The 15,064-nt window shown below is 43.3% G+C and carries 9 protein-coding genes, 2 tRNA genes and 2 rRNA genes; 11 read left to right on the forward strand and 2 right to left on the reverse strand.

Features of this window, described 5'->3' with window-relative positions:
- The first annotated feature begins 57 nt into the window (after positions 1 to 57).
- The 8 genes from NMK36_RS21595 (at position 58) to NMK36_RS21630 (ending at position 10,061) form a co-directional block, all read left to right on the forward strand.
- The gene (locus tag NMK36_RS21595; protein ID WP_072718516.1) at positions 58 to 1,998 is read left to right on the forward strand and encodes a serine/threonine-protein kinase; all 1,941 of its coding nucleotides are present in this window, start codon (positions 58 to 60) and stop codon (positions 1,996 to 1,998) included.
- Positions 1,995 to 3,701, forward strand: a complete 1,707-nt coding sequence (locus NMK36_RS21600; RefSeq protein WP_254174592.1) for a hypothetical protein — start codon at positions 1,995 to 1,997, stop codon at positions 3,699 to 3,701. The genes NMK36_RS21595 and NMK36_RS21600 overlap by 4 nt, the downstream gene beginning before the upstream one ends.
- Before the next feature lie 52 nt (positions 3,702 to 3,753).
- Positions 3,754 to 4,443 carry a GvpL/GvpF family gas vesicle protein gene (locus tag NMK36_RS21605; RefSeq protein WP_072718514.1) on the forward strand — a complete coding sequence of 230 codons (690 nt, stop codon included), beginning with the start codon at positions 3,754 to 3,756 and terminating at the stop codon, positions 4,441 to 4,443.
- A 343-nt stretch (positions 4,444 to 4,786) separates the two neighbouring features.
- A 16S ribosomal RNA gene (locus NMK36_RS21610) occupies positions 4,787 to 6,277 on the forward strand.
- A 124-nt stretch (positions 6,278 to 6,401) separates the two neighbouring features.
- Positions 6,402 to 6,475 (forward strand) — tRNA-Ile (locus tag NMK36_RS21615).
- A gap of 12 nt (positions 6,476 to 6,487) precedes the next feature.
- Positions 6,488 to 6,560, forward strand: a tRNA-Ala gene (locus tag NMK36_RS21620).
- Positions 6,561 to 6,766: 206 nt separating this feature from the next.
- Positions 6,767 to 9,652: ribosomal RNA gene (locus tag NMK36_RS21625) — 23S ribosomal RNA — on the forward strand.
- Together the 16S and 23S rRNA genes with 2 tRNA genes alongside form the textbook arrangement of a ribosomal RNA operon.
- 133 nt (positions 9,653 to 9,785) lie before the next feature.
- Positions 9,786 to 10,061 (forward strand): (2Fe-2S) ferredoxin domain-containing protein, encoded by a 276-nt coding sequence (locus NMK36_RS21630; protein WP_072718513.1) that lies wholly within the window; start codon positions 9,786 to 9,788, stop codon positions 10,059 to 10,061.
- Between the two features lie 29 nt (positions 10,062 to 10,090).
- Here the strand turns inward: NMK36_RS21630 and ygfZ are convergent, their stop codons facing one another.
- Positions 10,091 to 11,149, reverse strand: a complete 1,059-nt coding sequence (gene ygfZ, locus NMK36_RS21635; protein ID WP_072718512.1) for a CAF17-like 4Fe-4S cluster assembly/insertion protein YgfZ — start codon at positions 11,147 to 11,149, stop codon at positions 10,091 to 10,093.
- Positions 11,150 to 11,221: 72 nt separating this feature from the next.
- Positions 11,222 to 11,605 (reverse strand): hypothetical protein, encoded by a 384-nt coding sequence (locus NMK36_RS21640; RefSeq protein ID WP_072718511.1) that lies wholly within the window; start codon positions 11,603 to 11,605, stop codon positions 11,222 to 11,224.
- Between the two features lie 581 nt (positions 11,606 to 12,186).
- Here NMK36_RS21640 and NMK36_RS21645 point away from each other — a divergent pair.
- The 3 genes from NMK36_RS21645 to NMK36_RS21655 all read left to right on the forward strand — a co-directional run bounded on the left by NMK36_RS21645 (position 12,187) and on the right by NMK36_RS21655 (position 15,033).
- A complete protein-coding gene (locus tag NMK36_RS21645; RefSeq protein ID WP_072718510.1) occupies positions 12,187 to 12,390 on the forward strand; it encodes a hypothetical protein in 204 nt (67 codons plus the stop codon).
- Positions 12,391 to 12,789: 399 nt separating this feature from the next.
- The gene (locus NMK36_RS21650) at positions 12,790 to 13,359 is read left to right on the forward strand and encodes a PadR family transcriptional regulator (protein ID WP_072718509.1); all 570 of its coding nucleotides are present in this window, start codon (positions 12,790 to 12,792) and stop codon (positions 13,357 to 13,359) included.
- 78 nt (positions 13,360 to 13,437) lie between these two features.
- Positions 13,438 to 15,033, forward strand: a complete 1,596-nt coding sequence (locus tag NMK36_RS21655) for an efflux RND transporter periplasmic adaptor subunit (RefSeq protein WP_254174593.1) — start codon at positions 13,438 to 13,440, stop codon at positions 15,031 to 15,033.
- Positions 15,034 to 15,064: the final 31 nt, after the last annotated feature.

Here is a 15,064-nt window from a genome sequence, read left to right on the forward strand (position 1 = left end):
TTAGGTATACTTTAATACTATCGGAAATACCGTTAATGAGGTGGTCTAAAATACACCATGCAGGCTTCTCGATACCGAATTTTGGGGTTAGTAGGACAAGGTCAGTTTGGTAAAGTTTACTGTGCCAGTGATCGTCGCACTGGACAACTGGTGGCTCTGAAGGAATTAAGTCATCAGCGCGCACCTACTCACCAATTCTTGCAGGAACTGTGGTTCATTATTAGTCTACAACATCCCCACATTGCTGCTTGTCTCGGTTTAGAACATATCCAAACCGGACGCTATTTGGTCATGGACTATTGCGAGGGGGGAACTCTGCGCCATCTTCTTGAACAACAGGATTCTCTGCGACTACAAGAAGCGTTAAACCTGATCATTGGTGTTTTAGAAGGTTTACACTACGCTCATCAACGGGGTATTATCCATTGTGACATTAAACCTGAAAATATCCTACTGACTCTACAAGCCCAAGGATGGTCTTCAAAATTATCAGACTTTGGAATTGCCCGTCGTCTGCCCATCGTAGGCAAATTATCTATTGCCCAAAAAGCCTCCACCTTTACCGGGGGATCTCCAGCTTATATGGCCCCAGAACGATTTTATGGCCTTTATTCAGCCCGATCCGATATTTATGCGGTTGGAATTGTCTTATTTGAACTGTTAGTTGGAGATCGTCCTTTTCATGGTTTACCCGGTGAGTTAATGTGGGCGCAGTTAAATCAACGGTTGCAGATCCCTAACGAGATTCCTGAAGCGTTACAAACTGTAATTCAAAAAGCTTTAGAAAAGCTCCCGGCTCGTCGCTACAACACCGCAGAACAAATGGCAGAAGCCTTACGCAAAGTCATTGTTCATCCCCAAATTCAAAGCCTTGCTGATTTTATTGTTCCTTGGAAAAACTCCAATTTACCGACTAAAAATCACACCCAATTAGCAGGGGTCTATACCTCCGTTTCTCCTCTGATCTTACATCACTCTATCTCTTTACCTTCGGTTCATCAGTCTAAATTCCCCTTCAATTGTATTTCCAATTTTCCTTATCTTTATACAGGATTTGGTCAGGCTTTAGAAATTTGGTCTATCCCCCAAGATTTATCTCCATCGGTTCAGCAAGTTGCTATTTCTTCTCAAGAACAAATTCAATTTCCTGAACCTATTTTGGGGATGCTTCCCCTGGGAAACGGCTGCTGTGTTTTAACCCCGAATCGAATTTATCACTGCACTCCTTTTCAAAAAAAATCTCAATCTTTGTTAAATCTAAGTTCGATTCAATCCTTACAATCTAATCGTCAGCAATCTCCTATCTCTCCTGATTTTTTCGGGGAAAATGAAGATTCAACCTCTGTCATAAAAACCTTTGATCCAGAGTTATTATATAAAATTACGATAGAACCCAATAGTCGCTATATGGCTTTAGCATTTTCAGGACAATTACGATTCTACTCTTTAACCCAAAAATCAGACTATCTTGTTCTCAAACCTCTGAAAAAATTATCCCTAGCTGTATCTCAAGTTCCCGAAATTTTCTTCTTAGATAACAGACATTTACTTTGTGTTTGGTTAAACTTTAAACAACAAAACTTTAATATGTTCCGGGTCTATACTCGCCGAGGAATGCCCATTGGAAATCTTAAATTATCTATTCCTTTAAAACAACTGCTACCTACTCCTCAACCCTATACTTTATTGGGAATTGGACTCGATGATCAACCTTACCTTGTTCTCTTACGTTTAAAGCCCCTGAGCGTCATTCGCATTCCTTTAAGTTCTCCCCCAACTGTTGCTTGCGCTACCTCTTGGGGATATGTTATAGCGGATGAAGAAGGAAAATACACCTTTTTTGATTTGGAAGGGAATTTGATCAGTTATGATTTTGGCCCTGTTAATCCTAAATCTCTAGCTTTCTGGGGAAAAACGGGATTAGCCATTGTTACTTATACCGAAAAACAAGGTTATCTACATTTTGTAAAATCTGTTAATTTTGAAAGAGACTTATGAATAACAACCCTTTAATTCCATCTATGAACTCCCAAGAAATACCTCCCAGTGATATCGAAAACTTATCGAAAAATCAACTTAAAAATTTAATGAATTTTCCCGATCAAACTTTAATTAAATTTAAAGATGAAGTCTCTTTTAATTTAGTTCCTCCCTCTCCTGAAATTTCCGCCCCTGTTATCCAGGCTATGCAAGGATTAGTTCAAATTATAGCTCATTTGCGATCACCGAATGGGTCATGGCCTAGTGATTTACCCCAAACCCCTGAAAACTTAATTCCTTATGTTACAGAAGAAGTTTCTGAACTTCTAGCGGCTTATCAAACTCATCCAATCTCTGCTTCTAATATTAAATCCGACTCCTTCCCTAAAAAAGACAGCAGTATTCAAACTCCTGTTATTTTATTCCTTAATACTTTAATTTCTCAGTTATTATGGAATTTTGCACAAACCTCTTATCAATTTATGCGACTTTTGACGGGAATTAATGCTGAAATTTTATTACCCCATCAAGATTGGACTCCAGGAAAATTAAGATTAGTTGCTAGTCTCATCATTAAAACTGAAAATTTCCAAAGTTCTATTGATTTAGCAACCAGTGATTCCCCTCCTCCCCTAATTACTTCAGAAGCTTATCTTCAATCTAATGATTGTTCTTTTTGCCAAAATCCTTTAGAAGTTCAATCTTTTGTACGACAAATCACACATCACTTTCAAGATAATTTTCAAGGGTTTAATCTCTTGAATCATCCTATCCAAGCTGAATTTTTATCCCCTAAAAGTCAATGGGAACCCATTGAAATGAGTATAGAAATAGGATTTCAATTTATTCCTGATTCTAAAACATCCGAAGTGAGTCCCTTTCATTATTTTTTAGAAAATGCCCCTGTAGATGAAGAATTGTTTCAAAATACCCCCATTCAAGATGTTGAATATTCCATTTTAGCTTCTATTCCCCACTCTGCTTTACTCAAAACTCACGTTCGACTTACTGATCCGAATATTATTCAACCTTATATTCAAACCCAAATTAAATATTATGGATTACACGGACTACAACGAAAAAAACAGTTACAACTTACCAATTCTGTTAACTCTTTCTTAACTCTTGACTCCCAAACAGAAGAATCTGAATTAATCGAGTTAATTCAAATTACTGATGAATTAGTTGATATAATTTACAGTCCTAAATCGTCATCTAGCTTAATTCGTCTTCAACCTGAAATTCCCTTAATCGATTTATCGCTAAGATTATTATGGCAGATCGTTAAAAGCAGTTATAATGTTATGCAATTAATGAGTGGGATTCAAGCCAAAGTCCTCCAACCTGGATTTTTATGGCAAACAGGGACATTAAGATTATTAATGGTTCTAAGTGCAGAATTTTTAAGCGATTCTTGGGAATTGGATATTGCGACTAGCCAACCTCTTAAATTTGATTTAAAACCCATTATTCCTGAATCTATTATTCAATCTGATTGGAGTGAATTGTGTCGATCTCCTCAATCCCTAGTCGTTTTAAAATTGCAAATCATTAATTTATTAGAAACTCTTCCTGAACTCCAAAGCTGGATGAAAGGAGTTAAGATAGATTGGGGGAATTCTAATGAGGATTTAGAATTATCCCCCAATTGGCAATCTGGATTAGCTCAACTCAGCCTTGATTTTGAGTGGATTCCTGCACAGCCCGGTTCCCTAGAATAAATACCCTGATCTTTTGATTCTATTCCTAATATTCACTTGTAGATATTAACCAATGTATATTTACGCTTTTTTGAAAACACCCACATCACCCCTCAAGCTTCCTCAAGGGATTAAGGGTTCTTTAGAAATTATTAGTGATCAGGGATTATCTGCTCTTGTAGAACCCGATTTACAAGCCGAAGATCTCCCTGATACAGACGAACAATTAATGCAAGCCGTTGTCACTCATGATCAAATCACCTGTACCATTTTTTACCAAACTTCTCTGTTACCCGTCCGTTTTGGAACCTGTTTCCGTTCAAAAACAGCCCTGTTGGAGCATTTAGTTTTATATCAACAGAACTATTTACACAAATTAGACCAACTCGAAGGAAAAGCAGAGTATTGTTTACAAGGAGTTCCCCTCGAACCGCCAGCAAACACACTCACTCAAACTAATCCCACGGACTTACCTCCTTTGCGCGGTCGGGATTACTTTTTAGCTAAAAAACAATTACATCACCATCAATTACAACATCAGCAGCAGCAAGCCCAACAATGGCAGCAGTTAGTTGAGGTACTGTGTCAAACCTATCCAGAAACCTGCCTAGCCGATAGCCAACCCAATAGAGAACGAATCTATATATTGATGCCGCAGAGCAACGAATCCAAACTACAAGAGCAACTGAAGCAATGGCAAAGCCAATATACTCATTGGCAACTCAGTCTGGGGAACGCTGTACCCCCTTATCATTTTTTGTAACAACCAGCTTGTATGGCCCTTACAAACAGATGCTTTCCAGTCGTTCCATCTCTAGAAAGGGGAGAATAGCTATAAACCATTACCAGACAAGGATTTGCCCCGGTTCAAAAAAAAGTCAAGAAAAGGGGTTGACAAAGCCGAGGAGATTAGATACATTGGTAAATGCGCTTGAGAGACGAAAGAACCGAAAGCGCACCGAACCTAGAAAAAATAATACGTTTGAAAGTCGAATTAACGAACTCCTAGTCAAAAAATCAGGAGAGGAATCAGTTATAAAGACTGAGGACTCCCAAAAGATAACATGACTAGCAAGTCTAGTCAACAGAAGAGCTACAAATTCTTCAAAATGGAGAGTTTGATCCTGGCTCAGGATGAACGCTGGCGGTCTGCTTAACACATGCAAGTCGAACGGGAATCTTAGGATTCTAGTGGCGGACGGGTGAGTAACACGTAAGAACCTGCCTGTTGGACGGGGACAACAGTTGGAAACGACTGCTAATCCCGGATGAGCCGAGAGGTAAAAGATTAATCGCCAACAGAGGGGCTTGCGTCTGATTAGCTAGTTGGTGTGGTAAGAGCGCACCAAGGCGACGATCAGTAGCTGGTCTGAGAGGATGATCAGCCACACTGGGACTGAGACACGGCCCAGACTCCTACGGGAGGCAGCAGTGGGGAATTTTCCGCAATGGGCGAAAGCCTGACGGAGCAAGACCGCGTGGGGGAGGAAGGTTCTTGGATTGTCAACCCCTTTTCTCAGGGAAGAAGAAAGTGACGGTACCTGAGGAAGAAGCATCGGCTAACTCCGTGCCAGCAGCCGCGGTAATACGGAGGATGCAAGCGTTATCCGGAATGATTGGGCGTAAAGAGTCCGTAGGTGGCCCTTCAAGTCTGCTGTTAAAGAGCGAGGCTTAACTTCGTAAAAGCAGTGGAAACTGGAGAGCTAGAGTGTAGTAGGGGCAGAGGGAATTCCTGGTGTAGCGGTGAAATGCGTAGAGATCAGGAAGAACACCGGTGGCGAAAGCGCTCTGCTGGGCTACAACTGACACTGAGGGACGAAAGCTAGGGGAGCGAATGGGATTAGATACCCCAGTAGTCCTAGCGGTAAACGATGGAAACTAGGTGTGGCCTGTATCGACCCGGGCCGTGCCGGAGCAAACGCGTTAAGTTTCCCGCCTGGGGAGTACGCACGCAAGTGTGAAACTCAAAGGAATTGACGGGGGCCCGCACAAGCGGTGGAGTATGTGGTTTAATTCGATGCAACGCGAAGAACCTTACCAGGACTTGACATCTCTGGAATCTCTCTGAAAGGGGGGAGTGCCTTAGGGAACCAGAAGACAGGTGCTGCATGGCTGTCGTCAGCTCGTGTCGTGAGATGTTGGGTTAAGTCCCGCAACGAGCGCAACCCTCGTCGTTAGTTGCCATCATTAAGTTGGGAACTCTAGCGAGACTGCCGGTGACAAACCGGAGGAAGGTGAGGATGACGTCAAGTCAGCATGGCCCTTACGTCCTGGGCGACACACGTACTACAATGCTAAGGACAGAGAGCAGCCAACCCGCGAGGGAGAGCGAATCTCAGAAACCTTGGCACAGTTCAGATTGCAGGCTGCAACTCGCCTGCATGAAGGAGGAATCGCTAGTAATCGCAGGTCAGCATACTGCGGTGAATCCGTTCCCGGGCCTTGTACACACCGCCCGTCACACCATGGAAGTTCGCCACGCCCGAAGTCATTACTCTAACCCGCAAGGGGGGAGGGTGCCGAAGGCAGGGCTGATGACTGGGGTGAAGTCGTAACAAGGTAGCCGTACCGGAAGGTGTGGCTGGATCACCTCCTTTTCAGGGAGACCTACTTCTGGAGAAGTGCCAAATCCCAACAAAAAAAGCACTCACAGAAGTCATCCCAGGTCGGAACTAGGAAAAAGAAAAAGAGACTTTCAAACGTCAACTAGGTTGGGTAAAAGGGCTATTAGCTCAGGTGGTTAGAGCGCACCCCTGATAAGGGTGAGGTCCCTGGTTCAAGTCCAGGATGGCCCACCTAAACAATGTGGGGGTATAGCTCAGTTGGTAGAGCGCTGCCTTTGCAAGGCAGATGTCAGCGGTTCGAGTCCGCTTACCTCCACTAAACCCATCAAAACCGAGAACAAACTAGCACTACAGCTTTCATCACCAGAAAGAGTAAATGCTGGAAATGTTCCAGCCAGAACCTTGAAAACTGCATAGAAAAATCAGAAGGGATCAAAAATGAAACCCAAACCGGGAAGAAAAAACCCGGAAAATTTTGGTGTTCAGGAGTTCGGAAACGAACAGTGATTCAAAAAGAGAATTGGTCAAGATAGAAAGGGCTGACGGTGGAAACCTTGGCACACAGAGGCGAAGAAGGACGTGGCGACCGACGAAAAGCTCCGGGGAGCGGGAAGCAAGCAATGAGCCGGAGGTATCCGAATAGGGCAACCTAGAAACACTACATTGAATCCATAGATGTAGATGAGCGAACCGGGCGAACTGAAACATCTTAGTAGCCCGAGGAAAAGAAAGCAAAAGCGATTTCCCCAGTAGTGGTGAGCGAAAGGGAAACAGCCTAAACCAACTGGGTATCCAGTTGGGGTAGTGGGACAGCAAGACTGGACTTAGAGAATTAGACGAAGCAGATGAAACCTGCACCAGAGAAGGTGAAAGTCCTGTAGTCGAAAGTTTGAAGAGCCAAGCTGAATCCCGAGTAGCACGGAGCCCGTGAAAGTCCGTGTGAATCCGCCTCGACCACGAGGTAAGGCTAAATACTCCTGTGTGACCGATAGAGAAACAGTACCGTGAGGGAAAGGTGAAAAGAACCCCGGGAGGGGAGTGAAATAGAACCTGAAACCGTCAGCTTACAAGCAGTGGGAGTCCGATTAAACGGATGACCGCGTGCCTGTTGAAGCATGAGCCGGCGAGTTAAAGGCGATGGCAGGTTAAGACCGAAGAGGTCGAAGCCCAAGCGAAAGCGAGTCTGAACAGGGCGAAGTCGTCATCGTTTTTAGACCCGAACCCGGGTGATCTAACCATGTCCAGGATGAAGCTTGGGTAAAACCAAGTGAAGGTCCGAACCGACCGATGTTGAAAAATCGGCGGATGAGGTGTGGTTAGGGGTGAAATGCCAATCGAACCCGGAGCTAGCTGGTTCTCCCCGAAATGTGTTGAGGCACAGCGGTTGCAGAAAAATCTGGGGGGTAAAGCACTGATTCGGTGCGGGCTGCGAGAGCGGTACCAAATCGAGTCAAACTCTGAATACCCAGAGGAAAGCAACCAGTCAGACGGTGGGGGATAAGCTCCATCGTCAAGAGGGAAACAGCCCAGACCACCAGCTAAGGTCCCGAAATCATCACTAAGTGAGAAAGGAGGTGGGAATGCTCAGACAACCAGGAGGTTTGCCTAGAAGCAGCCAACCTTAAAAGAGTGCGTAATAGCTCACTGGTCAAGCGTTGCTGCGCCGAAAATGAAAGGGGCTAAGTGATGTACCGAAGCTGTGGAATATGATTGTATTGTATTGGTAGGGGAGCGTTCTGGCGTAGGGAGAAGCATTAGCGAAAGCAGATGTGGACGAACCAGAAGTGAGAATGTCGGCTTGAGTAGCGAAAATGTAGGTGAGAATCCTACACCCCGAAATCCTAAGGGTTCCTCCGCACGGCTCGTCCACGGAGGGTAAGTCAGGGCCTAAGGCGAGGCTGAAGAGCGTAGTCGATGGACAACGGGTGAAGATTCCCGTACCATTGGTAGATTGGTCAGGGGGACGGAGAAGGTGTGTGCTAGCCGGACGATGGTTACCGGTGCAACCGTTCAAGGTGTTGAGGTCTGGAGAAAACAGACTGAGCTAAGGCGGGAGTCCGACCCTCTAAGGAGGGGAAGTAGAGAGCATCAAGCTTCCTAGAAAAGCCCTAAAACCGTTAATTTATCAATGCCTGTACCCGAAACTGACACAGGTAGGAAGGTTGAGAAAACCCAGGGGCGCGAGATAACTCTCTCTAAGGAACTCGGCAAAATGGCTCCGTAACTTCGGGAGAAGGAGTGCTTATGAAAGTAAGTCGCAGTGAAGAGGCCCAGGCGACTGTTTACCAAAAACACAGGTCTCCGCCAACTCGAAAGAGGAAGTATGGGGGCTGACGCCTGCCCAGTGCCGGAAGGTTAAGGAAGTCGGTCAGGGGAAACCTAAAGCTGATGACCGAAGCCCCGGTGAACGGCGGCCGTAACTATAACGGTCCTAAGGTAGCGAAATTCCTTGTCGGGTAAGTTCCGACCCGCACGAAAGGCGTAACGATCTGGGCGCTGTCTCGGAGAGAGACTCGGCGAAATAGAATTGTCTGTGAAGATACGGACTACCTGCACCTGGACAGAAAGACCCTATGAAGCTTTACTGTAGCCTGGAATTGGGTTCGGGCTTCTCTTGCGCAGTATAGGTGGGAGGCGTTGAAGTCATCCTTGTGGGGATGATGGAGCCATCGGTGAGATACCACTCTAGAGAGGCTAGAATTCTAACTGGTTCCCGTGAATCCGGGAACAAGACAGTTTCAGGGGGGCAGTTTGACTGGGGCGGTCGCCTCCTAAAATGTAACGGAGGCGCGCAAAGGTTCCCTCAGAATGGTTGGAAATCATTCGCAGAGTGTAAAGGCATAAGGGAGCTTGACTGTGAGACTTACAAGTCGAACAGAGTGGAAACACGGCCTTAGTGATCCGACGGTACTGTGTGGAAAGGCCGTCGCTCAACGGATAAAAGTTACTCTAGGGATAACAGGCTGATCTCCCCCAAGAGTTCACATCGACGGGGAGGTTTGGCACCTCGATGTCGGCTCATCGCAACCTGGGGCGGAAGTACGTCCCAAGGGTTGGGCTGTTCGCCCATTAAAGCGGTACGTGAGCTGGGTTCAGAACGTCGTGAGACAGTTCGGTCCATATCCGGTGCAGGCGTAAGAGTATTGAGAGGAGTCCTCCCTAGTACGAGAGGACCGGGAGGAACGCACCTCTGGTGTACCTGTTATCGTGCCAACGGTAGACGCAGGGTAGCCATGTGCGGAGTGGATAACCGCTGAAAGCATCTAAGTGGGAAGCCCACCTCAAGATGATTACTCTCATTGGCTTAACCAAGTAAGGTCACGGGCAGAACACCCGTTTATAGGTGTTAGGTCGAAGTCCAGCGATGGATGCAGCCGAGACACACTAACAGACCGAGGGCTTGACCTCATCTCTTTTCTTCTGATTTTCTATGCAGTCTTCAGTTTTCTGTTTTTTATTAAGGTTTATCTGAATAGCTGCCCTGACTTAAATCGGGGCAGTTGTTGTTTAAAGGTTTTTTTTAGGAGATCCCTTTAACCGTATGGGTTTCAAACAAGTTCTGATTTGTCAAAATCGCACCTGTCATAAACAAGGGAGTGACAAGATATTAGTGTTGTTTAAGGATGAATCTCCTCCTGATGTCCAAATTCAGGGAATAGGCTGTTTAGGACAGTGTGGCAACGGGCCGATGATGATTGTTCTACCTGATGAGGTTTGGTACAGTCACCTTGAACCGATGGATGTATCAACTATTATTCAACAGCATTTACAAGGTGGATGTCCTGTGGAGGCTTTGAGAATGAAGGTGAAGAAGTGATTGAGGATTTCTCCACCTTCAGCAAAATCCTATAGGGGAGGATGTTTTAAAAAAGGAACATCAACAACTTCAGCTTCTATTTCACCCACCTTGACCTTAGAACCTACTCCACCTGCCTTGGTGCGAATATAACCTAAGCCAAAATGCTCTCCATCCGTGTTGGTATAACTGGTTAATATTCCAACTTTGGCATCCTCAATCCAAATCGGCGTTCCAGGTGAAACGGGTGCATTCAAGCGAATACCCCACAGTTGCTGTTTAACTCCTTTATAAGTATTGAGACGCGCAATCGTTTCTTGACCAATGTAACAGCCTTTATCAAAGGAAAGCGTTTGCCATAAACCTGCTTCCAGAGGATTGTAAGCTTCTGTTAATTCAGCGTCTGGAACTGGACGACCTTGGCGAATGCGTAAATGTTGCCAAACAACTTCACCCAATGGAATAGCACCCACTTGGGTTAGGGTTTGCCACACAGAGACAGCAGCAGAGGTAGGAATGATGAACGTATAGCCAAGGGTTGTTAAACCACTACCAGCACTAATACGGACAGTTGAACCGGCAATTTCCAATAATTGATGGCAACCTAACGGCTGTTGTTGCAGATCGGTTACACCTAACTTCTGGAGAACACTGCGACTATCTGGCCCTAGGAGACTGAAAATGGAATAATGGCTACTGAGATCCTGCAATTCTACCTGATCCATTGGGAAAATGAATCGATCTAACCACTCCATTAACTGCTGACGACGGTTGGGTGAAATTAACAGGAGAATTGCATCTTCTGTGATGAATACTGTAGCCAGGTCAAGGGTTCGAGCCGTTGAAGTTACAAATACGGTATCACAACCTTCTCCCGGTTTGAGAGTTTGAATAGAATTGGTACTTTGATTATGTAAAAATCGCAGTCGGTCTTCCCCGGAAATTTTTAACAGTCCCCAATGAGATCGATCATATAAAGCAACACCCTGTTGGCTGGCATGGATCGCTTCGGTGTCATTTCCAAAGCTCATCGGAATGACCTTCTCTAGGCTAGAGGTTTCAAAAATAGCACCAGTCTTGGCTTGTAAATTTTGTAATTCTGAAATCATTGTTGGAGTTGGAAGATTAAAATTTTTTCAACATTGATGAGTATAGAAAATTAAGCGCAAAAATGGGTTGCTTCAGGGCGTAAGACGCGCAAATAAATCTTCAATAATCTGACGGGTTTTATCTTCGAGCTTCTGCCAATCAACGTCCCCTGTTTCTTGATCAATTAAGGTTGTGTCAATTTCAACCTCAAGACTTTCTTGAGCAGCATGGGTAGGACGATAGTTTTGAAAACAGATTTGATAACACAATTCCCAAATATCTATGCTGACTTTTTGACCATTATGTTCTAAGTCTAGCCGATATCCAGGGAATGGGTCTTGAATTTCCTGGTAAGTTCCTGTCCAAATCGATTCGTCTAATTGTTTACGGATATTGTCGAGGAGACGAATAAAAGCAGGTTGCATCAGGAGTTCAGCTTGCTGCCAAGCCATTGGATCTTTAATTTTAGGTCTCATGGATTTCAATTTTAGAGGGATTTTTTCATTGTCTCAGTTCAGGTTGAAAGTAGCCAAATCTTGTTTAAATTAGATGGGGCAAACTAAACAATTAAGGGTTCTAAATTGTTACAATACTTAAAAAAGCTATGCTCAGTTTGATTAACCGATAAACGCTTCTATTTTACAGGAAACCTCTCAAAAGGAAGATGTAATTTGCCTCTGAAGTGAGTAAAAATTAGCATGATAGGTGAAACATTAGGGAAGTAAAGTTTAATGCTGAAGTTAAAGGATGAAGAAATAATCAATTAAAAACTTTAGGGTTGGCTTCAAAATTTCTTCATTGTTCGCCTCTAGCCTTAAACTCAAACTCGAAGTTTCTTCAATTTTGAATCGACTGTTCATCGTAACTGAGAATGAACAAATTAAAATAGACAAATGGAAAATTTTGATAAAAAATCGATCTAATACAATCCAGATTTCTGCGAAAGCACGGAATTAGTTTAATTACAAAAACCCGGTTTTAAAACATTTTAGTTTATCAACTGTATCTGTACTGTTGAGTTCATTTTATTTGATTTTTTGATAGGAGAATAATATCCATGAATGACTGTCCCTGTTGCTCTTCTTCCATGCTCCGTCATATTGAGCATAACCGAGTGTATTGGTATTGTTCTTATTGTCATCAAGAAATGCCTAATTTTGCCTTGGAGATTGCTCAGAATAAACAGAACTCTTCTGCTCGTCATGCTTTTAACCCCTTAAAAACTCGGAATCAGCGTTTGGCGAAACTGGCGTTAAGTTAAATTATCACAATAGTTACTTTTTTTCAAGCTTAAGGTTTTAGGTTTGGGGTTTTACGAACTTCCCCCTGTGTAATTGCTTTGATAAAAATTACGATTGTGATCTATCTTATCCCATTTAATGCAAGTTGTAGAAGTTTCAGCATTAACAAAACGAGTGAGTTAATCACACTTGTTAAACAGAAGCTAACTGCATCGATATCGGACTCATCCTTGATGTCAGGTGTAAAGCTATAGGGCTGAGTCCAGTTACTAATCTGCTATATTCAGAACTACTGAGATCTTTTGTGGTGTAGATAACCCTATACCCTACTGGGTGAAATATTCCGGGTAGGGTTTTAAAATCGATCAAAAACTTTCCTGTAGGGTAAAAATTACTGAATAAACTATCAATTTGATATAATGTTAGAACTGTCTGCCCTAGGACTATTACAGCGAGAACCCTTACATGGCTACCGACTGAAACAGCGACTAGAGTTGTTTCTTAGTAGTTGTATGAGTGTGAACTATGGAGCAATTTACCCTTTGCTCAAACGTTTAGAAGAACGAGACCACATTCAGGTATTACTGGAAGAGTCTGGGGATGCCGGAGCTAGTCGCAGAATTTATGCGATTACTCCTAGCGGGTGTACTCGCTGGCGGGAAAAGATGTTAGAACAACCTCAAGAAAGCTGGGTTAAAAGTCGCGCTCGATTTTTAGTCAAATATTTCTTTTTTGGAGATTTAGAATCTTCCGAACGAGTGCGATTAATTGAAAATCGTTTAAGAGTTTGTCATCAACGAAAAGCTTATTTAGAGACTCAAGAAATGGGGAATTTGGTGACGGACTCTTTCCAATCTGCAACTTGGGAACGTGCAAAATTCATGTTGGTATCAGAAATGGAGTGGTTACATGAATGTTTGGAAAAAGAAAATTTACCTCATTCCTCCTCTATCTCAAGAAAGATGTTGGGTGAGCTTAACATATTGTAACGTCTAGTCAAATATCTAGATTGATCTGTTTTTTTCATCATTCTGCTCCGTAAAAACGACCTCAAATTTAGCTGAACAATGTCTTATTCTAAATCCCCGAAATCAACGACAAAAGAGCAGGATCAAGACTGGGCTGGACAGGATAATCCTCCAATCCGAACTGACCTTAACCCTCAATCTTTACCTCCTACAACTGTCCCAGAATCGGTGGTTGTAAAAACAGGATGGTTATCCATTACTCTAGTTACATTAATAGCATTAGGTCTGGGTTTTGTCGGTGGGCAATGGTGGCAAGCCAACCCAAGCAAGGGGGAAAACTTAACAGCAGACCAACCCAAACAGCCTAGAGGAAATGGGGTGAGAATTTCTGGGGTAGAAACTGCCAATCTTGAAGAAACTTCTGAATTTGTAGGGACATTAGAAGCAAAACGGGCGGTAGATATTAAACCGGAAATTGAAGGTCGAATTACTCAAATATTAGTAGAATCCGGGCAGATGATTCAACAGGGAGAAGCGATCGCCCGATTAAAAAGTGATAATGTAGAAGCGAGTTTAACCCAATCGAAAGCCAATCTAGTTCGTACTCAAGCTCGTTTATCGGAATTACAAGCTGGAAGTCGTCCTGAAGAAATTGCTCAAGGAAGGGCAAAATTAGCGGAAGCTAAAGCGGGATTAGCTGATGCTGAATCTGGTAGTTTTTTAGCAGAAATTAATCAAGCTCAAGCTCAAATTGATTCGATTCGAGCCGAAGCTCAATTAGCTGAAAATCGGGTGAATCGCTTTGAAGCATTAAGCCGATCTGGGGCAATTTCCCAGGATGAATTTGATGCGTTATTGTCGCAAAAAAACAGTGCTGAAGCTAATTTACAAGCGGCGCAACGTCGTTTAGAACAATTACAAAAAAATCGACAATCAGAAATTAATTTACGTCGGGCCGTTGTAGAACAGGAACAACAAGCGTTAAGACAGTTAGAAAACGGAACTCGGATTCAAGAAATTCAACAGGCGGAAGCACAAGTTGCAGAAGCCGCAGCACAAGTTCGCAGTATTGAAGTTCAGTTGCAAGAAACAGCCGTTTTAGCACCCTTTACTGGAATAGTTGGGGATGTGGATATTAAAGTAGGAGATTATGTGGATAAAGGGGATATCCTTACTCGTTTAACCGCTAATGATCAGTTAGAATTACGCTTACCTATTCCTTTAGAACGTAAGGCAGATTTAAAAATAGGATTAGCTGTGCAAATGGTTGATGCTCAGGGAAAAGTATTAGCCACAGGACGCATCAGTTTTATTTCCCCATCGGTGAATCAAGACTCTCAAACGATTTTAGCAAAAGCCACGTTTGATAATGGTCAAGGCTTATTTAAAGATGGTCAATTTGTGCGGGCTGAAGTCGTTTGGAAACAAAAACTAAATGCAGTGGTTGTACCGATGACAGCCGTTAAATTTCAAGGTAATCAACGCTTTGTCTTTTTAGCGGAAGGACAGGAAAAATTAACCGCAAAACGACAACCTGTTAAATTAGGTTTAATTCAAGGCGATCGGGCTGAAATTTTAGAAGGACTTCAATCGGGACAAAAACTTATTGTTTCCGGTACACAAAAATTATCTGATGGGGCTGCAATTAATATTTTATCTCCTAATTCTGCACCCAATGCCACAGGTCAACATTAAAAAGTAGTAATCACCGATAACTGATAACTGA

Source organism: Planktothrix pseudagardhii (genome assembly GCF_904830925.1).
GTDB classification, from domain to species: domain Bacteria; phylum Cyanobacteriota; class Cyanobacteriia; order Cyanobacteriales; family Microcoleaceae; genus Planktothrix; species Planktothrix tepida.

Excerpts from the sequence above, each read along its gene's own strand:
- NMK36_RS21600 (WP_254174592.1), top strand. The coding sequence starts at position 1,995 with ATGAATAACAACCCTTTAATTCCATCTATGAACTCCCAAGAAATACCT.
- ygfZ (WP_072718512.1), bottom strand. The coding sequence starts at position 11,149 with ATGATTTCAGAATTACAAAATTTACAAGCCAAGACTGGTGCTATTTTT.
- NMK36_RS21645 (WP_072718510.1), top strand. The coding sequence starts at position 12,187 with ATGAATGACTGTCCCTGTTGCTCTTCTTCCATGCTCCGTCATATTGAG.
- NMK36_RS21595 (WP_072718516.1), top strand. The coding sequence starts at position 58 with ATGCAGGCTTCTCGATACCGAATTTTGGGGTTAGTAGGACAAGGTCAG.
- NMK36_RS21605 (WP_072718514.1), top strand. The coding sequence starts at position 3,754 with ATGTATATTTACGCTTTTTTGAAAACACCCACATCACCCCTCAAGCTT.
- NMK36_RS21640 (WP_072718511.1), bottom strand. The coding sequence starts at position 11,605 with ATGAGACCTAAAATTAAAGATCCAATGGCTTGGCAGCAAGCTGAACTC.
- NMK36_RS21650 (WP_072718509.1), top strand. The coding sequence starts at position 12,790 with ATGTTAGAACTGTCTGCCCTAGGACTATTACAGCGAGAACCCTTACAT.
- NMK36_RS21630 (WP_072718513.1), top strand. The coding sequence starts at position 9,786 with ATGGGTTTCAAACAAGTTCTGATTTGTCAAAATCGCACCTGTCATAAA.
- NMK36_RS21655 (WP_254174593.1), top strand. The coding sequence starts at position 13,438 with ATGTCTTATTCTAAATCCCCGAAATCAACGACAAAAGAGCAGGATCAA.